The sequence below is a fragment of the Pseudomonas sp. NFACC46-3 genome (genome assembly GCF_900114515.1).
In the GTDB taxonomy this organism is placed as follows: Bacteria; Pseudomonadota; Gammaproteobacteria; order Pseudomonadales; family Pseudomonadaceae; genus Aquipseudomonas; species Aquipseudomonas fluorescens_Q.
Window position 1 is genome coordinate 1 of record NZ_FOTH01000023.1, and the last position, 20,798, is coordinate 20,798.

The 20,798-nt window shown below is 60.8% G+C and carries 20 protein-coding genes, 1 tRNA gene and 1 pseudogene; 11 read left to right on the plus strand and 11 right to left on the minus strand.

The features are described from left to right. The first annotated feature begins 22 nt into the window (after positions 1-22). The 3 genes from BM300_RS20780 (at position 23) to BM300_RS20790 (ending at position 4,184) form a co-directional block, all read left to right on the plus strand. A tRNA-Met gene (locus tag BM300_RS20780) sits at positions 23-99 on the plus strand. Positions 100-252: 153 nt separating this feature from the next. After that, positions 253-2,895 (plus strand): bifunctional lysylphosphatidylglycerol flippase/synthetase MprF, encoded by a 2,643-nt coding sequence (mprF, locus tag BM300_RS20785; RefSeq protein ID WP_092463869.1) that lies wholly within the window; start codon positions 253-255, stop codon positions 2,893-2,895. Further along, complete coding sequence (locus tag BM300_RS20790; RefSeq protein ID WP_092346732.1) at positions 2,895-4,184, plus strand: virulence factor family protein; 1,290 nt, start codon at positions 2,895-2,897, stop codon at positions 4,182-4,184. Before mprF ends, BM300_RS20790 begins: the two co-directional genes overlap by 1 nt. A 360-nt stretch (positions 4,185-4,544) precedes the next feature. Here the strand turns inward: BM300_RS20790 and BM300_RS20795 are convergent, their stop codons facing one another. Next, positions 4,545-6,386, minus strand: a complete 1,842-nt coding sequence (locus tag BM300_RS20795; RefSeq protein WP_371914668.1) for a potassium transporter Kup — start codon at positions 6,384-6,386, stop codon at positions 4,545-4,547. 333 nt (positions 6,387-6,719) lie between these two features. Between BM300_RS20795 and rimO the strand changes: the two genes are divergently transcribed. The 5 genes from rimO (at position 6,720) to tsaA (ending at position 11,014) form a co-directional block, all read left to right on the plus strand. Further along, positions 6,720-8,060 (plus strand): 30S ribosomal protein S12 methylthiotransferase RimO, encoded by a 1,341-nt coding sequence (gene rimO, locus BM300_RS20800; protein WP_003198379.1) that lies wholly within the window; start codon positions 6,720-6,722, stop codon positions 8,058-8,060. A gap of 263 nt (positions 8,061-8,323) precedes the next feature. Continuing rightward, positions 8,324-8,797, plus strand: coding sequence for a GNAT family N-acetyltransferase (locus BM300_RS20810; RefSeq protein WP_063322705.1), 474 nt, complete (start codon positions 8,324-8,326; stop codon positions 8,795-8,797). 83 nt (positions 8,798-8,880) lie between these two features. Then, the gene (locus BM300_RS20815; protein WP_092346729.1) at positions 8,881-9,591 is read left to right on the plus strand and encodes an rRNA pseudouridine synthase; all 711 of its coding nucleotides are present in this window, start codon (positions 8,881-8,883) and stop codon (positions 9,589-9,591) included. 57 nt (positions 9,592-9,648) lie between these two features. Next, positions 9,649-10,110: a YehS family protein gene (locus tag BM300_RS20820; protein ID WP_092223214.1), complete on the plus strand. Its 462-nt coding sequence runs from the start codon at positions 9,649-9,651 to the stop codon at positions 10,108-10,110. Between the two features lie 205 nt (positions 10,111-10,315). Further along, positions 10,316-11,014 (plus strand): tRNA (N6-threonylcarbamoyladenosine(37)-N6)-methyltransferase TrmO, encoded by a 699-nt coding sequence (gene tsaA, locus BM300_RS20825; RefSeq protein WP_092144137.1) that lies wholly within the window; start codon positions 10,316-10,318, stop codon positions 11,012-11,014. A 108-nt stretch (positions 11,015-11,122) separates the two neighbouring features. Here the strand turns inward: tsaA and fpr are convergent, their stop codons facing one another. Then, positions 11,123-11,902, minus strand: a complete 780-nt coding sequence (fpr, locus tag BM300_RS20830) for a ferredoxin-NADP reductase (protein WP_003198368.1) — start codon at positions 11,900-11,902, stop codon at positions 11,123-11,125. A 121-nt stretch (positions 11,903-12,023) separates the two neighbouring features. Between fpr and BM300_RS20835 the strand changes: the two genes are divergently transcribed. Next, positions 12,024-12,950: a LysR family transcriptional regulator gene (locus BM300_RS20835; RefSeq protein ID WP_063322709.1), complete on the plus strand. Its 927-nt coding sequence runs from the start codon at positions 12,024-12,026 to the stop codon at positions 12,948-12,950. A gap of 4 nt (positions 12,951-12,954) precedes the next feature. Here BM300_RS20835 and BM300_RS20840 read toward each other — a convergent pair whose 3' ends face one another. From BM300_RS20840 to BM300_RS20850, 3 genes are all read right to left on the minus strand, one after another. Continuing rightward, positions 12,955-13,317, minus strand: a complete 363-nt coding sequence (locus tag BM300_RS20840; RefSeq protein WP_063322710.1) for a diacylglycerol kinase — start codon at positions 13,315-13,317, stop codon at positions 12,955-12,957. A gap of 72 nt (positions 13,318-13,389) precedes the next feature. After that, positions 13,390-14,043 (minus strand): response regulator transcription factor ErdR, encoded by a 654-nt coding sequence (gene erdR, locus BM300_RS20845; RefSeq protein ID WP_092223216.1) that lies wholly within the window; start codon positions 14,041-14,043, stop codon positions 13,390-13,392. A 212-nt stretch (positions 14,044-14,255) separates the two neighbouring features. Continuing rightward, positions 14,256-15,002, minus strand: a complete 747-nt coding sequence (locus BM300_RS20850) for a tRNA-uridine aminocarboxypropyltransferase (protein ID WP_092144306.1) — start codon at positions 15,000-15,002, stop codon at positions 14,256-14,258. A gap of 184 nt (positions 15,003-15,186) precedes the next feature. Between BM300_RS20850 and BM300_RS20855 the strand changes: the two genes are divergently transcribed. After that, positions 15,187-15,609 carry a quorum-sensing-regulated virulence factor family protein gene (locus BM300_RS20855; RefSeq protein WP_003198359.1) on the plus strand — a complete coding sequence of 141 codons (423 nt, stop codon included), beginning with the start codon at positions 15,187-15,189 and terminating at the stop codon, positions 15,607-15,609. On the opposite strand, the gene BM300_RS20860 is transcribed toward BM300_RS20855, so the two are convergent. Beyond that, positions 15,610-15,804 carry a hypothetical protein gene (locus tag BM300_RS20860; protein ID WP_063322711.1) on the minus strand — a complete coding sequence of 65 codons (195 nt, stop codon included), beginning with the start codon at positions 15,802-15,804 and terminating at the stop codon, positions 15,610-15,612. It lies immediately after the preceding gene. A 466-nt stretch (positions 15,805-16,270) separates the two neighbouring features. Between BM300_RS20860 and BM300_RS20865 the strand changes: the two are divergent. Next, positions 16,271-17,390, plus strand: a pseudogene (locus BM300_RS20865) (TIGR00730 family Rossman fold protein). A 46-nt stretch (positions 17,391-17,436) separates the two neighbouring features. Here BM300_RS20865 and recX read toward each other — a convergent pair. The 5 genes from recX to BM300_RS20890 all read right to left on the minus strand — a co-directional run bounded on the left by recX (position 17,437) and on the right by BM300_RS20890 (position 20,702). Then, positions 17,437-17,904: a recombination regulator RecX gene (recX, locus tag BM300_RS20870; RefSeq protein WP_003198353.1), complete on the minus strand. Its 468-nt coding sequence runs from the start codon at positions 17,902-17,904 to the stop codon at positions 17,437-17,439. Positions 17,905-17,912: 8 nt separating this feature from the next. Further along, positions 17,913-18,965 carry a recombinase RecA gene (gene recA, locus BM300_RS20875; RefSeq protein ID WP_003198351.1) on the minus strand — a complete coding sequence of 351 codons (1,053 nt, stop codon included), beginning with the start codon at positions 18,963-18,965 and terminating at the stop codon, positions 17,913-17,915. Positions 18,966-19,048: 83 nt separating this feature from the next. Further along, positions 19,049-19,549 (minus strand): CinA family protein, encoded by a 501-nt coding sequence (locus BM300_RS20880; RefSeq protein ID WP_092144135.1) that lies wholly within the window; start codon positions 19,547-19,549, stop codon positions 19,049-19,051. A gap of 71 nt (positions 19,550-19,620) precedes the next feature. Beyond that, complete coding sequence (locus BM300_RS20885) at positions 19,621-20,157, minus strand: lysis system i-spanin subunit Rz (RefSeq protein ID WP_092144133.1); 537 nt, start codon at positions 20,155-20,157, stop codon at positions 19,621-19,623. Next, the gene (locus BM300_RS20890; protein WP_092223218.1) at positions 20,139-20,702 is read right to left on the minus strand and encodes a glycoside hydrolase family 19 protein; all 564 of its coding nucleotides are present in this window, start codon (positions 20,700-20,702) and stop codon (positions 20,139-20,141) included. The genes BM300_RS20885 and BM300_RS20890 overlap by 19 nt, the downstream gene beginning before the upstream one ends. Between the last annotated feature and the right edge of the window lie 96 nt (positions 20,703-20,798).

Below are 20,798 nucleotides of genomic sequence, written 5' to 3' on the forward strand. Positions count from 1 at the left end.
CTGTAGAATGCCGCCACACAGACGCGGGATGGAGCAGTCTGGTAGCTCGTCGGGCTCATAACCCGAAGGTCGTCGGTTCAAATCCGGCTCCCGCAACCAAATATCAAGAAAGGCTGCTCGAAAGAGTGGCCTTTTTTGTGCCTGGCAGAAAAAGCTCTACATTACAAATATTTTGTAATTATTTTCCTTCGCGGGGATTGGTAACTTGGCTGGATACCCCCATCCTGTCGCGCATAGCTCAAGAGGTGATTGATGCGCGCCCACTCGTCTGACCCGCAAGACCCTGTTACTGCGACACAACCGATCAAAGCCGAACGATTGCGCTGGCTGGATCGGATCAGTCAATACCGTCAGCCTATTGGTCTCGCGGTCACGTTGCTACTGTTTGCGATTGCCTTGATTGCCTGTCGCCACTTGCTGAGCGAGCTCGATCTTTACGCCCTGCACGATTCAATTCTGGAAGTGCCACGACCGGCCCTGCTGGGCGCGATCGCCGCCACGGTAGCCGGCTTCATCATTCTTTTGGGCTACGAATGGTCCGCCAGCCGTTATGCCGGGGTGACACTGCCGCCACAAACCATGGTCCTGGGTGGGTTCACCGCGTTCGCCATCGGCAATGCCATTGGCCTGTCACTGCTGTCGGGCGGCTCTGTTCGCTACCGTCTGTACGCGCGTCATGGCCTGGGGGCCTCAGATGTCGCCCACATGACGCTGTTCGCCAGCCTGTCCCTGGGCTGCGCGTTGCCGCCGTTGGCAGCCCTGGCGACGCTCAGCAACCTGCCCGCCGCGTCCGCCGCGCTGCACCTGCCTGCGACTTTGCTGGGGGCCATTTCCGTGGCGGTGCTGCTGCTCACCAGCGTGTTGGCCATCGGCATTTACCGCAGACGCCTGCCGGAACAGCCTCATCGTGACAGCCTGCTGGTAAAAGCCGGGCGCCGCACACTGCGCCTGCCGGGCCGACGCCTGACCTTCCTGCAACTGGTGATCACCGCGCTGGATGTCGCCGCCGCCGCCACCGTGTTGTATCTGTTGCTGCCCGAAGCGCCGCCGTTTGGCGCCTTCCTGCTGGTGTACCTGCTGGCGTTGGCTGCCGGGGTGCTCAGCCATGTACCGGGCGGTGTCGGCGTGTTCGAAGCGATCCTGCTGGCCGCGTTCGCCGACAAACTCGGGGCCGCGCCACTGGCCGCCGCGCTGTTGCTGTATCGCTTGATCTATGTGCTGTTGCCGATGCTGGTGGCCTGCGTACTGTTGCTGATCAATGAAGCGCAACGGCTGTTCCAGACGCGCCAGAGCCTGCGGGCGGCATCGGGTTTCGCTGCGCCGATCCTGGCGGTGCTGGTGTTTCTTTCGGGCGTGGTGCTGCTGTTTTCCGGGGTGACACCGGAAATCGACACCCGCCTCGAGCACATCGGCTTCCTGATCCCTCATCGACTGGTCGACGCTTCGCACTTCGGCGCCAGCCTGGTGGGCGTGTTGTGCCTGTTGCTCGCCCAAGGCTTGCGCCGTCGCCTGTCAGCCGCCTGGATGCTGACCACGGTCTTGCTCCTGGTGGGCGCCCTGCTCTCGCTGCTCAAGGGCTTCGACTGGGAAGAAGCCACGTTACTGACCCTGACGGCCGCCCTGCTGGCGGTGTTCCGGCGTTCCTTTTATCGTCCCAGCCGCCTGACTGAACTGCCCTTTTCCCCACTGTTCCTGATCGCCAGTATCTGCGTGCTGGGCGCGTCGATCTGGCTGCTGCTGTTTGCTTACCAGGATGTGCCCTACAGCCATCAACTCTGGTGGCAGTTCACGCTTGATGCCGACGCCCCTCGCGGCCTGCGCTCCCTGCTGGGGGCCGCGGTGTTGCTGGTGGTGGTGTCCCTGACCTGGTTGCTGCGCACCGCACGACCGGTGATCCATTTGCCGACGACAGAAGAACTGGAGCGGGCCAAGACGATTCTCATGACGTCTTCGCAACCCGACGGTGGACTGGCCCTGACCGGCGACAAGACCTTGCTGTTTCACCCCAACGACGAAGCGTTCCTGATGTACGCCCGCCGTGGTCGCAGCCTGGTGGCGTTGTACGATCCGATCGGTCCTACCCAGCAACGGGCTGAAATGATCTGGCAGTTCCGCGACCTGTGTGACATCCACCACGCCCGCCCCGTGTTCTATCAGGTACGTGCCGAGAACCTGCCGTACTACATGGACATCGGCCTGACAGCCATCAAGCTGGGCGAGGAAGCACGGGTCGACCTCAAGCGTTTCGATCTCGAAGCCAAGGGCAAAGAGATGAAGGATTTGCGCTACACCTGGAACCGCGGCACCCGTGACGGCCTGTCGCTGGAGATCCACGAACCGGGCCAGGCGCCGATGGATGAGCTCAAGGTCATTTCCGATGCCTGGCTGACCGGCAAGAACGTGCGTGAGAAAGGTTTCTCCCTGGGTCGTTTCAGTGATGACTACCTCAAGCATTTCCGCATCGCCGTGATTCGTTTCGAGGGCCGGCCGGTGGCGTTCGCCAACCTGCTCGAAACCCACAGCCACGAACTGGCCAGCCTCGACCTGATGCGCGCCCACCCCGAGGCCCCGAAACTGACCATGGAATTCATGATGGTCGGTCTCATCCAGCATTATAAAAATCATGACTACGCCCGCTTCAGCCTCGGCATGGTCCCGCTGTCAGGCCTGCAACCGCGTCGCGGCGCACCATTGACCCAACGCCTGGGTTCGATGGTGTTCCGCCGTGGCGAGCAGCTCTATAACTTCCAGGGGCTGCGCCGCTTCAAAGACAAATTCCAGCCTGACTGGGAACCTCGCTACATGGCCGTGCCCGCCGGACTCGATCCGCTGGTGGCGCTGGCTGATACCGCCGCCCTGATTGCAGGCGGCCTGACTGGATTGGTGAAACGCTGATGATGCAACGCTCCTGGCGATACGTAGTGGCCGCCCTGCTGGTGCTGGCGGTGATTCTCGGTGGTGGTTACTGGTACTGGAACCGCCCGGCCCCGCAACCGACCCTGGAACACCTGGCGCCCACCGATGGCGTCGCGATGACTCGGGTCATCCCCGGCACCAAGCCGCGCGCCCAGGTGCTGGTGGCGGTCAATGAAGACCAGAAGCTCAGCGACACGCAGTTGACGACCCTCAGCCGCAGCGGCTCGGCGCAGATCGTTCAGGTGATCCTGCCCAAGGACTGCCTGTTGCAAGGTCGCGCCCTGCAGACGGGTCTGCGGCAGCTCCAAGGGCCAGCCACGCTGGTCAGCGGCATCGGCCCTGGCGCTGTGCTGGCCTGGCGCTGGCTGGCCGAGCAGAAGGATGACAAGGCCAAGGCCGTGTCGGTGGACCTGGCCCTGGAAAAACCCGGCTGCACACACTTGCTGCCCAAAAGCGCAGCCCACGGCCACTGGCTGGTGGCCTGGAACGATAACCCCGACGACACCAGCGCCGGCTTCGTACGCGATCAGTCGAATGCCGAGACCAGCATCAGCGACTACGACATCAATCTGCCACAAGTCCTGAACAACGAGCTGCGCAAGATCCTGGTCGGCACCGACAAGGCCAAGGGCGGCCTGAGCATCCCGGTGGTGGAAGTCCCAGCCAGCCAGACGCGGGATACCGTGACCCTGTTTCTCTCCGGAGACGGCGGCTGGCGTGACCTGGACCGCGACGTGGCCGATGAAATGGCCAAGATTGGCTACCCAGTGGTCGGCATCGACACCCTGCGCTACTACTGGCAGCACAAGAGCCCGGAACAAAGCGCGGCGGATCTGACCGAACTGATGCAGCACTACCGTCAGGTCTGGGGTACCAAGCGCTTCATCCTGACCGGCTACTCCTTCGGTGCCGACGTGTTGCCAGCCATCTACAATCGCCTGCCAGCCACCGAACAACAGCGGGTCGATGCGATCATCCTGCTGGCTTTCGCCCGCACCGGCAGCTTCGAGATCGAAGTCGAAGGCTGGCTCGGCAACGCCGGCACCGAAGCCGCCACCGGCCCGGAAATGGCCAAGCTGCCAGCCGAGAAAGTGGTGTGCATCTACGGCGGTGAAGAAGCCGACGAAAGCGGCTGCACCGACAAGACTGCCGTGGGTGAAGCCATCAAGCTGCCCGGCGGCCATCACTTCGACGAAAACTACCCGGCCCTGGCCAAGCGCTTGATCGATGAGATCAACGAGCGGCAGAACAAGGTCGCCGAACAGTAAGTCGACACACGCCTGACAAAAAGCCCCGGCAGCCTCAAGGTTGCCGGGGCTTTTTTGTGCTCGACTGCCCCATCTCTATGGGAGCTATTACCGTTCATTCAAGAAAAATGATGGACCCGTGGCGAGGGAGCTTGCTCCCGCTCGACTGCGAAGCAGTCGCAAACCGGCGGGTGCGGTGTGCCTGACTCCCCGCATTTGGCAGGTTTTGGCGCCGCTTCGCGGCCCAGCGGGAGCAAGCTTCCTCGCCACGGGCTTGTCGATTGCCTTAAGTGGACAGCATTACCTTGGCATCAGCTTTTGTGTCGCCTACAAAAAAGCCCCCGCCGCCGCAAGGCAACGAGGGCTTTTGTTTTCCTGATGCTACATCTCCACCTGCGTCCCCAGTTCAATCACCCGGTTCAACGGCAGATTGAAGAAGCGCAGATTGCCGTTGGCGTTCTTCAACATGAAGGCGAACAACGCCTCGCGCCAGCGGGCCATGCCTTCGAGTTTCGACGCGATGACCGTTTCGCGGCTGAGGAAGTAAGTGGTACGCATCGGGCTGAAGTCCAGGTCATCCAGATGGCAGAGCTTGAGCGCCAGCGGGACGTCCGGCTCGTCGGTAAAACCAAAGTGCAGGATCACCCGGAAGAACCCTTCGCCATAGGCATCGACCTCGAAACGCCGCTGCGGCGGCACCCGGGGAATGTCTTCGTACACCACTGTCAGCAGCACCACCTGCTCATGCAGCACCTGGTTGTGCAATAGATTGTGCAATAGGGCGTGAGGCACAGCGTCCGAACGCGCGGTCAGGAACACGGCGGTGCCCTGGACACGGTGCGGCGGCTGCACGCGGATGCTGCTGATGAAGATCGGCAGCGGCAGCGCCCCTTCATCCAGGCGCTCCACCAGCAATTGCTTGCCGCGCTTCCAGGTGGTCATCAGCACGAACAAGGCAATACCGGCGATCACCGGGAATGCGCCGCCCTGGATGATCTTCGGCACGTTGGCGGCGAAGTACAGGCCGTCCACCAAGAGAAAACCGATCAACACCGGCACCGCCAGCAACGGCGGCCATTTCCATAACAACAGCATGACCGCCGACACCAGGATCGTGGTCATCAGCATGGTACCGGTCACCGCCACGCCATAGGCCGAAGCCAACGCGCCGGAAGATTCGAACCCCAGCACCAGCAGTACCACGCCGACCATCAGCGACCAGTTCACCGCACCGATGTAGATCTGGCCCTGCTCGGCGCTGGAGGTGTGCTGGATGTACATGCGCGGGATGTAACCGAGCTGGATCGCCTGGCGCGTCAGGGAGAACGCACCGGAAATCACCGCTTGCGAGGCAATCACCGTGGCCAGGGTCGACAGGCCCACCAGCGGGAGCAGCGCCCAGCTCGGCGCCAGCAGATAAAACGGGTTGCGCGCCGCCTCCGGGTCGCCCAGCAACAACGCGCCCTGGCCGAAATAGTTGAGCACCAGCGCCGGCAACACCAGGATGAACCAGGCGCGAGCGATCGGCTTGCGGCCAAAGTGGCCCATGTCGGCGTACAACGCTTCGGCACCGGTCAGCGCCAGCACCACGGCGCCGAGGATCGCCACGCCCATGCCCGAATGGACGACGAAGAAACGCACGGCCCAGACAGGGTTCAACGCCTGCAACACTTCCGGGTGTTGGCTGATGCCGTAGACACCGAGGACGCCGAGCACCAGGAACCAGGTGACCATGATCGGGCCGAACAGGATGCCGATCCGTGCAGTACCGTGGCGCTGGATGATAAAGAGCCCTACCAGCACGACCAAGGACAGTGGCACGACCCAATGATCGATGCCCTCGAACGCCAGGCCAACACCTTCGATCGCCGAAAGCACGGAAATCGCTGGCGTGATCATGCTGTCGCCGTAGAACAACGCCGCCCCGATCAAGCCGCAGACCACCAGCAATTTGCGCAACCTCGCCCGTCCCGCCGCTGCCCGCCGCGCCAGGGCGGTAAGCGCCATGATCCCGCCTTCGCCCTGGTTGTCGGCGCGCAGCACGAACATCATGTACTTGATCGACACGACCCAGATCAGCGACCAGAAAATCAGCGAGAGAATCCCCAGTACACCATCATGATTGACAGGTACGCCGTAGGCACCGGAAAACACTTCCTTGAGGGTGTACAACGGGCTCGTGCCGATGTCGCCATAAACCACTCCGACCGCCGCGACCAGCATGCTCAGCGGTTTCGCTGCCGAATGCTCGGCACTTGCCGCCTGACTACTTGCGTGACCCATCCAACACTCCTGATTCCAGACCTGGCTTCTTGAACGAAGCACTATGCTTTGTTGAGGCAGCATGCGTTGTTTTACGTATTGTTACAGACGTTTTGTTGACTGTAGCAATCGTCAGAACGCAAAGGCGCGAAGCATAGCGCAGCACTCGTCGCATTTCCCGGTATAAAGCTGGTCAAGCAGCCCGGCCACAGATAGAATTGCGCACTTTTTGATCAGAGGCGCGCCAGGCGCCCTGTCTCGGCAAGAGACGATCCCCCTACACCGAGGTTAGACATGTCCACCACTACCGCGCCCGCCAATCCGAAGGTTGGCTTCGTATCCCTGGGTTGCCCGAAGGCTCTGGTCGACTCCGAGCGCATCCTGACCCAGTTGCGCATGGAAGGCTATGACGTTGTATCCACCTATCAGGACGCCGACGTGGTGGTGGTCAACACCTGCGGCTTCATCGACTCGGCCAAGGCCGAGTCCCTGGAAGTGATCGGCGAAGCCATCAAGGAAAACGGCAAGGTTATCGTCACCGGCTGCATGGGCGTGGAAGAAGGCAACATCCGCAACGTGCACCCGAGCGTGTTGTCCGTGACCGGTCCGCAGCAGTACGAGCAGGTGGTCAACGCCGTGCACGACGTCGTGCCGCCACGCCAGGACCATAACCCGCTGATCGACCTGGTGCCGCCGCAAGGCATCAAGCTGACCCCGCGCCACTACGCCTACCTGAAGATTTCCGAAGGCTGCAACCACAGCTGCAGCTTCTGCATCATCCCGTCGATGCGCGGCAAGCTGGTGAGCCGCCCGGTGGGCGATGTGCTTGACGAGGCCCAGCGCCTGGTCAAGGCCGGCGTCAAGGAACTGCTGGTGATCTCCCAGGACACCAGCGCCTACGGCGTCGACGTGAAATACCGCACCGGCTTCTGGAACGGCGCGCCGGTAAAAACCCGCATGACCGAACTGTGCGAAGCCCTCAGCACCCTCGGCGTCTGGGTTCGCCTGCATTACGTCTATCCATACCCGCACGTCGACGAACTGATCCCGCTGATGGCCGCCGGCAAGATCCTGCCGTACCTGGACATCCCGTTCCAGCACGCCAGCCCGAAAGTCCTCAAGGCCATGAAGCGCCCGGCGTTCGAAGACAAGACCCTGGCCCGCATCAAGAACTGGCGCGAAATCTGCCCGGACCTGATCATCCGCTCGACCTTCATCGTCGGCTTCCCCGGTGAAACCGAAGAAGACTTCCAGTACCTGCTGGATTGGCTGACCGAAGCCCAGCTCGACCGCGTCGGCTGCTTCCAATATTCCCCTGTCGAAGGCGCACCGGCCAACGACCTGGACCTGGACGTGGTGCCGGACGACGTCAAGCAGGACCGTTGGGAACGCTTCATGGCGCACCAACAGGCCATCAGCTCGGCGCGCCTGCAAATGCGCATCGGCCGTGAAATCGAAGTGCTGGTAGATGAAGTGGACGAACAAGGCGCCGTGGGCCGCTGCTTCTTCGACGCCCCGGAAATCGACGGCAACGTCTTCATCGACAATGGCAGCAACCTCAAGCCGGGCGACAAAGTCTGGTGCAAGGTGACTGATGCCGACGAGTACGATTTGTGGGCTGAGCAGATCGGTTGATCCAGGCTTCTTGGGCTCAAGCCGAGCCGGCTTTTGTGGCGAGGGAGCTTGCTCCCGCTCGATTGCGCAGCAATCGCAAAAAACCGGGGGCCGCTGCGCTGCCCAGCGGGAGCAAGCTCCCTCGCCACAGGTTCTGTGCCTCCAGCCATTGCTCGGCCACCTCGAAAAAACTGAAAAGCCCTGCCCTTGCGACAAGATGCGGGGCTTTTTTACGGCTATCGTATGGAGAAACACCGAACATCCAGCACAAGGAACAGGCGGGCATGCGTCAGCATTCGGTCATCCACACACCGAAACCGAGCGACTACCAGGAACTGACCCAGGTGTGGGAGGCATCGGTACGAGCCACCCACGACTTCCTGCCGGACAGCTACATCGAGCTGCTGAAAAACCTGGTGCTCACCCGTTACCTGGATGCGGTGATGCTCATTTGCACCCGGGACTCGCGCCAGCGGATCACCGGTTTCGCCGGCGTCGCGGCCGGCAAGATCGAGATGCTCTTCATCGACCCGCAACACCGTGGCCAGGGCCTGGGCAAGCAACTGCTGCACTACGCCATGGAACAGCTGAACGCCGATCAACTGGACGTCAACGAGCAGAACCCGCAAGCCCTGGGCTTTTACCTCAAGCAAGGCTTCGAAGTGGTCGGGCGCTCGGCGAAAGATGGCATGAACCAACCCTACCCGCTGTTGCACATGCGCTACAAGCAGCCCGACCTGAAGGCTGGACGCGGCTAAAAACGGCATGAGGCAAATGGACCCGCGATTAACCGGCGCCAGGCAGGTACAATGCCCACCCTCTTTTTGTTACGGCCCCCGTCATGACTGACCCGATTCGTCTCTCCAAACGCCTCATAGAACTCGTCGGCTGTTCCCGTCGGGAGGCTGAGTTGTTCATCGAGGGCGGCTGGGTCACCGTGGATGGCGAAGTGATCGATGAACCGCAGTTCAAGGTCACCAACCAGAAGGTCGAACTCGACCCCGAGGCCAAGGCCACCGCGCCGGAGCCGGTGACGCTCCTGCTGAACGTCCCGGCGGGCATGGATGTAGACACCGCGATGGCCTCCCTTGGACCGCAGACCCTGAGCGAAGAACATCGCTTCGGCAAACGCCCACTCAAGGGCCATTTCCTGCGCCTGAGCGCCAGCGCCGACCTGCAAGCCAACGCCAGCGGGCTGCTGGTGTTCACCCAGGATTGGAAGATCTTGCGCAAGCTCACCGCCGACGCCGCCAAGATCGAGCAGGAATACGTGGTGGAAGTCGAAGGCGAGATGGTCGCCCATGGCCTCAATCGCCTGAACCATGGCTTGACCTACAAGGGCAAGGAGCTGCCGGCGGTCAAGGCCAGTTGGCAGAACGAGAACCGCCTGCGCTTTGCCATGAAAAACCCGCAGCCCGGCGTGATCGCCCTGTTTTGCCAGGCGGTCGGGCTCAAGGTCGTCGCCATTCGCCGCATTCGCATCGGCGGCGTGTCCATCGGCAAGGTGCCGCTGGGCCAGTGGCGCTACCTGTCTGCCAAAGAGAAATTCTAATTTTCCGGCGCCGCACCGAACCGGGGCGCCCACTGCCGATCGATCAGGACTGCACACATGATTCACAACGACGTACTGCGCAGCGTGCGCTACATGCTCGACATCAGCGACAAGAAAGTCATCGAGATCATCAAGCTGGGCGGCCTGGAAGTCTCCCTGGCCGACCTGGCGGGCTACCTCAAGAAAGACGAGGAAGAAGGCTTCGTGTTCTGCCCTGACGAGGTCATGGCGCATTTTCTCGATGGCCTGGTGATCTTCAAGCGTGGCAAGGACGATAGCCGCCCGCCGCAGCCGATCGAAGTGCCGGTGACCAACAACATCATTCTCAAGAAACTGCGAGTGGCGTTCGAGCTGAAGGAGGACGACATGCACGCCATCCTCAAGGCCGCCGAGTTCCCGGTGTCCAAGCCGGAACTGAGCGCGCTGTTCCGCAAGTTCGGCCACACCAACTATCGCCCGTGTGGCGACCAGTTGCTGCGCAATTTCCTCAAGGGCCTGACGCTGCGCGTGCGCGGCTGACGTTGAAGGACAGCTGAATCCTGGGGGCTTTTGTGGCGAGGGAGCTTGCTCCCGCTGGACGCGCAGCGGCCCCTCGCGGTGCGTCAGACAGCACCAGGGGGCCGCTTCGCAGCCCAGCGGGAGCAAGCTCCCTCGCCACAGAGGACCGTGTCGATTTCAGCTCTCGCGTTATCATGCCCTCTCCATCTCGCCTCGATTTCAACCCATGACCTACAGCGTCTCCCCCATCGGCTTCGTCCGCTCCTGTTTCAAGGAGAAGTTCGCCATTCCCCGCCAACCGCAACTGGCCCCCGCCGCGCGCGGAGTGCTGGAGCTGGTGGCGCCGTTCGATCAGGGCGAGGCGGTGCAGGGGTTGGAGCAGGTCAGCCATGTCTGGCTGTTGTTCCTGTTCCACCAGGCCCTGGAAGACAAGCCGCGGTTGAAAGTAAGGCCGCCGCGCCTGGGTGGTAACAAGTCCATGGGCGTGTTCGCCACCCGCGCCACCCACCGTCCCAATGGCATCGGCCAATCGGTGGTGAAGCTGGAGCGGGTCGAAGCCGGGCGCCTGTGGATCTCGGGCATCGACTTGCTGGACGGCACGCCGGTGCTGGACATCAAGCCCTACGTGCCTTACGCCGATATCATAGGCGCGGCGTCCAACAACATCGCCAGTGCAGCACCTGAGCTCATCCCCGTGCAATGGGCGGACACAGCCCTGCTACAAGCCCAGGATCACGCCACGCGCCTGGCAGAGCCCTTGGTGGCGCTGATCGAACAATGTCTGGCCCAAGACCCACGCCCGGCATACCAGGTTCCTACAGCGGAACGGGAATATGGTGCGCAGTTCTGGGATGTGGACGTTCGCTGGCATTACCCGCAGCCAGGGTTGATCCGGGTGTTGGAAGTGATTCCAGCTAAGCAGTGATCGCCAGGAACGAAAAAGCCCGCGCGGCCTTATTCAGGCGGCGCGGGCTTTTTTTGTGGACAACTGTTGGACCGGGTCGCGGTCATCAGCCACTCCACAGACTGCAGCTTACTTCTCTACAAACGCCCGCTCGATCAGGTAATCACCCGGCTCGCGCATACGCGGCGAAACGGTCAGGCCGAAGCTGTTGAGCACTTCGCTGGTCTCGTCGAGCATGCTCGGGCTGCCGCACAACATGGCGCGGTCGTCCTGCGGGTTGATCGGTGGCAGGCCGATGTCGCGGAACAGCTTGCCGCTGCGCATCAGGTCGGTCAGGCGGCCTTCGTTCTCGAACGGCTCGCGCGTCACGGTCGGGTAGTAGATCAGCTTTTCACGCAGCGCTTCGCCGAAGAACTCGTTCTGCGGCAAGTGTTCGGTGATGAACTCGCGGTAAGCGACTTCATTGACGTAACGCACGCCGTGGCACAGGATCACTTTTTCGAAACGCTCATAGGTTTCCGGATCCTGGATGACGCTCATGAACGGCGCCAGCCCAGTACCGGTGCTGAGCAGGTACAAATGCTTGCCAGGCTTGAGATCGTCCAGCACGAGGGTGCCGGTGGGTTTCTTGCTGATGATGATCTCGTCGCCTTCCTTCAGGTGCTGCAACTGGGAGGTCAGCGGACCATCAGGCACCTTGATGCTGAAGAATTCGAGATGCTCTTCCCAGTTCGGGCTGGCAATCGAGTAAGCGCGCATAAGCGGGCGGCCATTGGGCTGTTGCAGGCCGATCATCACGAACTGACCGTTCTCGAAGCGCAGGCCCGGATCGCGGGTGCACTTGAAGCTGAACAGAGTGTCGTTCCAGTGATGAACACTGAGGACACGCTCGTGGTTCATGTTGCTCATGTACGGGGACTCCTGGGAATAATGCCTGCGCCGATAATCTGCGCAATTGCATCGCATTCTAATGGCGGCGACAATATCTGTTAAATGGATTATTAAGATAAGGGTTATCGGTTATATCGATATGCGATTTACTCTCCGTCAACTTCAAGTCTTCGTCGCCGTGGCCCAGCAGGAAAGCGTGTCTCGCGCTGCGGGCCAACTCAATCTGTCGCAGTCGGCGGCCAGCACCTCCATCACCGAACTGGAGCGGCAATCGAGCTGCCAATTGTTCGACCGTGCCGGCAAGCGCCTGAGCCTCAATGCCCTGGGCAAACAACTGCTGCCCCAGGCAGTGGCGCTGCTGGACCAGGCCAAGGAAATCGAAGACCTGCTCAACGGCAAGTCCGGTTTCGGCTCACTGGCGGTCGGCGCAACGCTGACCATCGGCAATTACCTGGCGACCTTGTTGATCGGCGGTTTCATGCAGCGCCATCCAGAAAGCCAGGTGAAGCTGCACGTGCAGAACACTGCCAATATCGTGCACCAGGTTGCTCACTATGAAATTGATCTGGGTCTAATCGAAGGTGACTGCAGCCATCCGGACATTGAGGTGCAGAGCTGGGTCGAGGACGAACTGGTGGTGTTCTGCGCCCCTCAACACCCGCTGGCCAAGCGCGGCCAGGCGACGATGGAGGAACTGACCCATGAGGCGTGGATTCTACGGGAACAGGGTTCCGGCACACGCCTGACCTTCGACCAGGCCATGCGTCATCACCGTAGCGCGCTGAATATCCGCCTGGAGCTGGAACACACCGAAGCCATCAAGCGCGCCGTGGAATCCGGCCTGGGCATTGGCTGCATCTCACGCCTGGCCCTGCGCGACGCCTTCCGCCGGGGCAGCCTTGTCGCAGTGGAAACCCCGGACATGGACCTGGCGCGGCAGTTTTATTTCATCTGGCATAAACAGAAGTACCAGACCTCGGCCATGCGCGAATTCCTCGAGCTGTGCCGGGCCTTCACCGCCGGGGCCCAGCGCAGCGACGAAATCGTGCTGCCGACCATTGCCTGAACCGTTACAACAGCACCACGCCCCACACCAACGCGATCATCGTCAGGGCGACTAACTGGGCCGCGCTGCCCATGTCCTTGGCATTTTTTGACAATGGGTGCAGTTCCAGGGAGATGCGGTCGATGGCCGCCTCCACCGCCGAGTTGAGCAATTCCACGATCAATGCCAACAGGCACACGGCAATCAGCAGCGCCTGCTCGACACGACTGACGTTCAGGAAGAATGACAACGGAATCAACACGACATTGAGCAACACCAACTGGCGGAAAGCCGCTTCGCCGACAAAAGCTGCACGCAGCCCGTCCAAGGAATAGCCGGAGGCGTTGAGGATGCGTTTCAGGCCGGTCTGGCCTTTAAAAGGTGACATAGAGTGGGCAACTGATCGAAAAGGAGTGGAGAAGCTAATTCAAACCCGGTCAAAAAAGCGTGAACCGGAACACTAGGCCGGCGGTGAAATTGACTCAAGTTGTTGCAGCAGCAAGGCCGCCTGGGTCCGGGTGCGCACGTTCAGTTTACGAAAGATCGCCGTGACGTGAGCCTTGATGGTGGCCTCCGAAACGTTCAGTTCGTAGGCAATCTGTTTGTTCAGTAAGCCTTCGCAGACCATGGTCAACACCCGGAACTGCTGCGGCGTGAGACTGGCCAGCCCCTCGCTGGCGGCCTTGGCTTCCTCGGACACGCTCACCGCCTCGAACGCCTGGGGCGGCCAACAGACATCGCCGTCCAGGACCGCCTTCACGGCCTTCTGAATCATCTCAAGGGAACTGGACTTGGGTATGAATCCGCTGGCGCCGAACTCCCGGGCCTTGACCATCACCGAGGCTTCTTCCTGGGCCGAGACCATGACCACGGGGATCTGCGGGTATTGGCCCCGCAACAGCACCAGCCCTGAAAAACCATAGGCACCGGGCATGTTCAGGTCTAGCAGCACCAGGTCCCAATCGGCCTTCGCCGTCAACTGGACCTCCAGTTCCGCGATACTGGCCACCTCCGTCAACCGGACAGCCGGGCCGAGGCCCAGGGTCACAGCCTGATGCAACGCGCTGCGAAAGAGCGGATGGTCATCGGCAATCAGGATTTCGTATGTGGCCATTTTTCAAATGATCCTGTTTTAATGGCAGGCCCGATGCATTCGCGCCTCGCCAAGACAACTCAAGACACCGCCATGCAGCGGCATCCACAGGGGCACATTCAACGCCAAACACGGCGTTTCAAACATTGGCGGCGCCCCGGTCGGCGCCAAGCATGCCCAGCGAAGCCGGGGTGGTCAAGCAGCACAGCCATCACAGTGTCGAGTATGCGCCACTATTGGTCCAATACTGCTTGCGGCGTACGGATAAAGGGTTGCAACTCGGCGTGGGCCGGGGTCGAGACGTTCACCTCCTGCTGGCCCTTGGCGCCCAGGTAATGCTGGCTGAACACATCGAAATAGGCGTCCAGGGCCGAAGCAGCATCGCTGTCCCCCGCCAGTTCCAGACACAATGCCGCCACTTCGGCGGTGCACAGGTGCTCGCTGCGGGTCGAACGGCGCAGGCGGTAACGCGACAGTCTGTCAGGCAGCAGGCTCAGGATCGGCAGTCGGTCGAAATACGGGCTTTTACGAAAAATCTTCCGCGCCTCGGTCCAGGTCGCATCCAGCAGAATGAACAGCGGGCGCTTGGAATGATCAAGATCAACCGCATGGGTCACCCGTGATGGCTCGACGTATTCGCCCGGAAACACCAGGTACGGTTGCCATTGCGGATCGTTCAGCAGCGCCAGCAGTTGCTCGTCGACGTCGGTGCGCGACCAGATGAACGCGTGATTGTCGCGCACGACGTCGGCAATCAGCCAACCAGTGTTGCTCGGTTTGAACACTTCCTTGTTGGTCATGATCAGGCAGACCCCGGAGCGGGTCTCGACACTCGGACGCCAAGCGCACAGGCAATGGCTCTCGATCACTCGGCAGGCGCTGCAACGGGGCGCGCGCCAGCCACGGGCCTGGATCGGCCTGATCCCTTCATCGATGCGTTGGTCGCGCAGGCGGGCTACGGCGTTAGGGGCGTGATTCATCATGGGCAACGCCGGCAGAAAGGAGAACTCGACACGAACAACACTCGGCAGGGCAATAAAGGCCGGCAGTCTACCAGAGCGCACGAGCCTGTACCGTCCACCCTGGCTCCCCTATAATTCCCGGCCACTGAACGCACAGTCATGTGATCGGTCGAACCACCAGTCACTGAACCAGGAGAGTTTCATGCTGCGCCTTATCGTCCCTACCGTTGCCGTTCTGCTGGCGACGTCCTTCAGCGCTCAGGCTGCTTCGCTGAAAGAACTCGAACTGAACAAGATGCTGCAGAACGTCGCCAAGGAAAGTAGCGTCGGTACGCCGCGGGCGATCAACGAAGACATTCTCGACCAGGGTTATACCGTCGAAGGCACCGAGCTGATCAACCATCTCAGTGTGCAAAGCAGCCACGCCCAGAAAATGCGCGCAGACCCCAAGGCTGTGTATTTCCAGTTGGGCTCTACGGTGTGCACCAATCCAGGTTTCCGCAAGTTGATGGCCAAGGGCGCAACCATGCGCTACGAGTTCACCGAGGTTAAGACCAACCGCCCGGTCGCGACCGAGCGCTTCCAGGAATCGGATTGCCCGAAACCGGCCAAGACGAAGAAGTAGTCAACCTGAACTTGCGCGCCGCTGCTCATCGTCGGCGCGCAACTCCGCCACCAGCGCCTGCAAGTAACGCGAGCGCCATGCTCGCCCTCCCAGCCGACGACAGCATTCGTCCTCAAGACTCACCCGATTGGCCTGTGCCGACTCCAACAACATCAAGTACAACTGCCTGTCGAGCTCCAGAGTGACCCTGGTCATTTCTCCCGCCTCCCTGCCCCGATTCGCTTCAATCCATCACGTGGCACCCAACCCTGGGCGTCAAATTGCATTGGCACGCTTGTTATCAGTAAATCAGAGCGACACGCACCCGGCCGGCGATCTGACGAGCGGTGCAATCGTTCACGGCATGTATCAGCGGTTGCCAACGGTCACTTTTGCGCGCCATGATCAGGGCAGCAAAGATCGGCATGACGGTCTAGATTCAAAGTATCCATAGTATTTTCATCGGGCAGAAAGAGGCTGCCTGGCCAACACCTTGGTGTGTGATTGTTTTTTATCAAAGGGAAAAGCAGAACCCGCTGGATGGCTTGGTCGCCTTGCTGCAGACCGCGTCAAGCCAGGTCACCCTCCAGGCCGATGCTTGGGCTGACAACGACACATGGAGTGTCGTGGCCTCGATGAATCTCTCGTCCGGGCCGGGGTCCTGTTAAGAAGGAGAAGCTGAATGCCTTACAAACCGAATGACCTGCTCAGTCGTCATTTTGAGAACCATGGCCACGACCTCACCCGCAAGGTCGAAGAGCAACTCAACCTGGTCTCCCCCAACAGCCCCAACCTCCCCATTTACCGAGACATGATCCTGACCGTGCTGCGCATGGCCCAGGAAGATCACAACCGCTGGAATGCCAAGATCACACTACAAGCCCTGAGGGAACTGGAACACGCCTTCCGTACCCTCGAGCAGTTCAAGGGCCGACGCAAGGTCACGGTCTTCGGCTCGGCCCGAACACCCATCGAACATCCGCTGTATGGCCTGGCCCGAGAGCTGGGGGCGGCGCTGGCCCGCTCGGACATGATGGTCATCACCGGCGCCGGCGGTGGCATCATGGCCGCCGCCCATGAAGGCGCAGGGCGCGACCACAGCCTGGGATTCAACATCACCCTGCCTTTCGAGCAACACGCAAACCCGACCGTCGAGGGCACGCCGAACCTGCTGCCGTTCCACTTCTTCTTCACCCGTAAACTGTTTTTCGTCAAAGAGGCCGACGCACTGGTGCTCTGCCCCGGCGGTTTCGGCACGCTTGATGAAGCGCTGGAAGTCCTGACTGCTGGTACAGACAGGCAAGAGCCCTTTGGTACCGGTGGTCCTGCTGGATGTGCCAGGGGGCAAGTTCTGGCAAGGAGCCCTGAACTTTATCCGCGAGCAATTGGAGGAAAACCGCTACATCCTGCCCACCGACATGAAGCTGATGCGCCTGGTGTACAACGCCGAAGAGGCCGTGGAAGAAATCAACCAGTTCTACCGCAACTTTCACTCCAGTCGCTGGCTCAAGCATCAGTTCGTGATCCGCATGAATCACAAGCTAAACGAACAGGCGTTGCAGCAGATGCAGGGAGAATTCGCCGATTTGTGCCTAAACGACTGTTTTCATCAACATGACTACAGCGGTGAAGAGCACGACGAAGCCCAGTTCAGTCATCTGACCCGACTGGCGTTTGCCTTCAACGCCCGGGATCACGGTCGCTTGAGGGAACTGGTGGATTACATCAACCTGCCGCAAAACTGGGCCCAGCCCGCCTCAAAACCCCACCCCCTCACATGGGAGCCGATCAAGGTAACCTGAGCCCATAAAAAAACGGCCTGCTATCGAAATAGCAGGCCGTTTTTGTTTAGTCATCCATACCGCGACCGCTGAACAAGCGGTTGATCATTTCCATGGAGTAACCTCGATACGCCAGGAAACGCCCTTGTTTGGCTCGTTCCCGCGCATCGATGGGTAAATGTCCTGAGAACTTGCGGCGCCAGGTGTCCGTCAGTTGCTCCTGCCAATCGATACCGCTTTCGCGCAAGGCAAGTTCGATATCCGGGCGTTGCAAACCACGCTGGCCCAGTTCCTCACGAATTCGCAAAGGACCATAACCGGAGCGAGCGCGATAAGAGACAAAGCTTTCCAGGTAACGGGACTCCGACAGCAAGCCCTCTTCGGTCAAACGGTCGAGGGCTGTGTCGATCAACTCATCGGGAGCGCCGCGCTGACGCAGCTTACGCGTCAGCTCGACTCGACCATGCTCGCGCCTGGCGAGCAGGTCCATCGCGGTTCGTCGCACCGCGACGAGGGTATCGAGGACGACGGTCATCGATTCGATCAGATGTCAGCGTCAGCCAGGTCGTCAGCGGTCTCGCGATTAGCCACGGACTTGACGTCTGCCACCGGGCTCAACAGCTTGTCACGCAATTGCTTCTCGAGAGCAGCGGCGACTTCCGGGTTATCCGCCAGGAACTTGGCCGAGTTGGCCTTGCCCTGACCGATCTTGGTGCCGTTGTAGGCATACCAGGCGCCCGACTTCTCGACGAAACCGTGCAGCACACCCAGGTCGATCATCTCGCCATTGAGGTAGATGCCCTTGCCGTAAAGAATCTGGAACTCGGCCTGACGGAACGGCGAAGCCACCTTGTTCTTCACGACCTTGACGCGGGTTTCGCTGCCGACCACCTCGTCACCTTCCTTCACCGCGCCAGTACGGCGGATATCGAGGCGAACCGAGGCGTAGAACTTCAGCGCGTTACCACCGGTGGTGGTTTCCGGACTGCCGAACATCACGCCGATCTTCATACGGATCTGGTTGATGAAGATCACCAGGCAGTTGGCGTTCTTGATGTTACCGGTGATCTTGCGCAGGGCCTGGGACATCAGGCGAGCCTGGAGGCCCACGTGCATGTCGCCCATTTCACCTTCGATTTCAGCTTTGGGTACCAGTGCCGCCACGGAGTCGACGATGATCACGTCAACCGCGTTGGAACGTACCAGCATGTCGGTGATTTCCAGGGCCTGTTCGCCGGTATCCGGCTGGGAAACCAGCAGGTCGTCGACGTTGACACCCAGTTTGCCGGCGTATTCCGGGTCCAGGGCGTGTTCGGCGTCGACGAAGGCGCAGGTTGCACCGGCTTTTTGGGCCTGGGCGATCACCGACAGCGTCAGGGTGGTTTTACCGGACGACTCAGGACCGTAGATTTCAACGATTCGGCCTTTTGGCAGGCCGCCGATGCCAAGCGCGATGTCCAGGCCCAGGGAGCCGGTGGAGATGGAAGGAATAGCCTGACGGTCCTGATCGCCCATACGCATTACGGCACCCTTGCCGAATTGACGTTCGATCTGACCCAAGGCCGCAGCCAAGGCTTTCTTCTTGTTGTCGTCCATTAAAGTCCTCACGTAATCAATAAGGCCTGACGGCCAACACCTGTATAAGTAGCCAGTATTATTCCACAGCGATTGAGGATCGCCTACCCCTGATTTGAGATTTCTACAGCGGCATGTTGCAGCAGCCCCTCTAGCGCGGCCTTCACCGTTTGTCGGCGGACCTCGTCGCGGTTGCCCGGAAAGAATCGCTGCTCGCTGATCACCGCTTCGCCAACGCCCCAGGCCAGCCACACCGTGCCCACCGGCTTGTTCGGCGAACCACCATCCGGCCCTGCTACACCGCTGACCGCCACGGCAAAACGCGCCAGGCTTTTATGCTGGGCGCCTCGCACCATGGCCTCGACCACCTCGCGGCTGACCGCCCCTACCGTGCCGAACAACTCGGCCGGTACGTCCAACTGCTGGGTCTTCTGGCGATTGGAATAGGTGACGTAACCCGCCTCGAACCAGGCCGAACTCCCGGGAATCCGGGTAATCGCCTCGGCAATCCCGCCGCCCGTGCAGGACTCAGCCGTGGTGACGTGGGCATTGAGCAACTGCAGGCGCCTGCCCAGCTCAGCGGCCAGTTCGGTGATGTCGTCCATGGTGCTCTCCTGATTCCACACAATTGAGGCCTACCGTACACGAGCAATGGAAGCTTGCAAGGCTTGGCGGATTACCGATCCAGCGCTCTGATATAGGCCTGACAGGCCTGCAAGGCAATCAATCCGCGATCACCGGCGTCGGTGATGGCGATAATTCGTTGAGCATGCGCCGGGTCAAGTCGGGCGCGTGGGGCGCCATGATCCAGGCCGCCGGCGCCGGTGGCGGCAGGCACTGCACAACCGGCGGCAACATCGTTGGCGTCGAGGAGGACTGACAGCCGGACATCGGCAGTAGCAAGGCGATCGCGCAGGCGATCCTGGTCACGTTGGGCATCGCTCAAGGCTCGGTAATGGGTTTGTTCGCTGGCGGACAGCTGCTGCTCAAGGGCCAGACGTTTGTCTTGCTCGGTCTTTTGCTGCGTCGCGGCCGCTTGGGTTATCTGATTCAACGTCTCGCTCTGGGCTTGGGCCAACTGCGCCAACTGCTGGCCATAACGCCAATCCTGGATTCGCCACGCCAGCATCGCCGGGCCACCCGCCAACAATGCCAGTAAAACGATGATACCCAGGGTACGAGTAGAGAAAGGCATCAGGCCAAAGGCTGGCATAACACCGCCCTCGCCCGCGCCCAGAGTTGCAGGCGATCCTCCAAGCCGTTCAAACCGCCATTGATGCGTCGGGTGATGCTGTTGAACTGATCACGATCGGCCAGCTCGTTCAAGCCGCTCTGCTCCCAGAACCAAGCGGAGGATTCGGATGCCCATTGCGGCTGCTCAAGAAGCTCAGGCAGCGCCAGCAGCCGTTCATCACCGAACAAGCCAAGACTACAGCGACGATAATTGTCATGGCCGGTAATCTGGATCAGTCCTCGGCCGCGATACTTCTGGCCGTCGCCGTCAGCCTGGGGCGAGTTGCCCAGGCGAACGGCCAACGCGCCGGTGTCGTATTTGCTTAGATAGGCTTCGCTGCCCAGCTCGCGCACATACCGTAGCTGCCCCGACTCGTGGCCGATTTGCGCCAGGAACGCAGCGATGCGTTTAGGCGTGACGATACGGTGGCGGGACATGGCGATGTTAAGGGCTGAAACAAAAACGCCCGCTTGGGAGCGGGCGTTGGGCATGATGCTGATAAGTTGTGCTTGGGTGACGTCCATAGACCGTCCCTCGAAAAAACATTACTGAAGTTGCGTTGCCAGCCAGGGCGGCGCGACGATGCCCGGCCGCGGGGAACCACTCATCCTACGGCCACG

What these genes read in the sequence shown, in the direction of transcription:
- BM300_RS20835 (WP_063322709.1), top strand. Translation starts at nt 12,024, where the DNA reads ATGCGATTTACTCTCCGTCAACTTCAAGTCTTCGTCGCCGTGGCCCAG.
- recA (WP_003198351.1), bottom strand. Translation starts at nt 18,965, where the DNA reads ATGGACGACAACAAGAAGAAAGCCTTGGCTGCGGCCTTGGGTCAGATC.
- rimO (WP_003198379.1), top strand. Translation starts at nt 6,720, where the DNA reads ATGTCCACCACTACCGCGCCCGCCAATCCGAAGGTTGGCTTCGTATCC.
- BM300_RS20890 (WP_092223218.1), bottom strand. Translation starts at nt 20,702, where the DNA reads ATGGACGTCACCCAAGCACAACTTATCAGCATCATGCCCAACGCCCGC.
- BM300_RS20850 (WP_092144306.1), bottom strand. Translation starts at nt 15,002, where the DNA reads ATGAATCACGCCCCTAACGCCGTAGCCCGCCTGCGCGACCAACGCATC.
- BM300_RS20885 (WP_092144133.1), bottom strand. Translation starts at nt 20,157, where the DNA reads ATGCCAGCCTTTGGCCTGATGCCTTTCTCTACTCGTACCCTGGGTATC.
- fpr (WP_003198368.1), bottom strand. Translation starts at nt 11,902, where the DNA reads ATGAGCAACATGAACCACGAGCGTGTCCTCAGTGTTCATCACTGGAAC.
- BM300_RS20860 (WP_063322711.1), bottom strand. Translation starts at nt 15,804, where the DNA reads ATGACCAGGGTCACTCTGGAGCTCGACAGGCAGTTGTACTTGATGTTG.
- recX (WP_003198353.1), bottom strand. Translation starts at nt 17,904, where the DNA reads ATGACCGTCGTCCTCGATACCCTCGTCGCGGTGCGACGAACCGCGATG.
- BM300_RS20815 (WP_092346729.1), top strand. Translation starts at nt 8,881, where the DNA reads ATGACTGACCCGATTCGTCTCTCCAAACGCCTCATAGAACTCGTCGGC.
- tsaA (WP_092144137.1), top strand. Translation starts at nt 10,316, where the DNA reads ATGACCTACAGCGTCTCCCCCATCGGCTTCGTCCGCTCCTGTTTCAAG.
- erdR (WP_092223216.1), bottom strand. Translation starts at nt 14,043, where the DNA reads ATGGCCACATACGAAATCCTGATTGCCGATGACCATCCGCTCTTTCGC.
- BM300_RS20880 (WP_092144135.1), bottom strand. Translation starts at nt 19,549, where the DNA reads ATGGACGACATCACCGAACTGGCCGCTGAGCTGGGCAGGCGCCTGCAG.
- BM300_RS20820 (WP_092223214.1), top strand. Translation starts at nt 9,649, where the DNA reads ATGATTCACAACGACGTACTGCGCAGCGTGCGCTACATGCTCGACATC.
- BM300_RS20795 (WP_371914668.1), bottom strand. Translation starts at nt 6,386, where the DNA reads ATGCTGGTCGCGGCGGTCGGAGTGGTTTATGGCGACATCGGCACGAGC.
- BM300_RS20840 (WP_063322710.1), bottom strand. Translation starts at nt 13,317, where the DNA reads ATGTCACCTTTTAAAGGCCAGACCGGCCTGAAACGCATCCTCAACGCC.
- mprF (WP_092463869.1), top strand. Translation starts at nt 253, where the DNA reads ATGCGCGCCCACTCGTCTGACCCGCAAGACCCTGTTACTGCGACACAA.
- BM300_RS20790 (WP_092346732.1), top strand. Translation starts at nt 2,895, where the DNA reads ATGATGCAACGCTCCTGGCGATACGTAGTGGCCGCCCTGCTGGTGCTG.
- BM300_RS20855 (WP_003198359.1), top strand. Translation starts at nt 15,187, where the DNA reads ATGCTGCGCCTTATCGTCCCTACCGTTGCCGTTCTGCTGGCGACGTCC.
- BM300_RS20810 (WP_063322705.1), top strand. Translation starts at nt 8,324, where the DNA reads ATGCGTCAGCATTCGGTCATCCACACACCGAAACCGAGCGACTACCAG.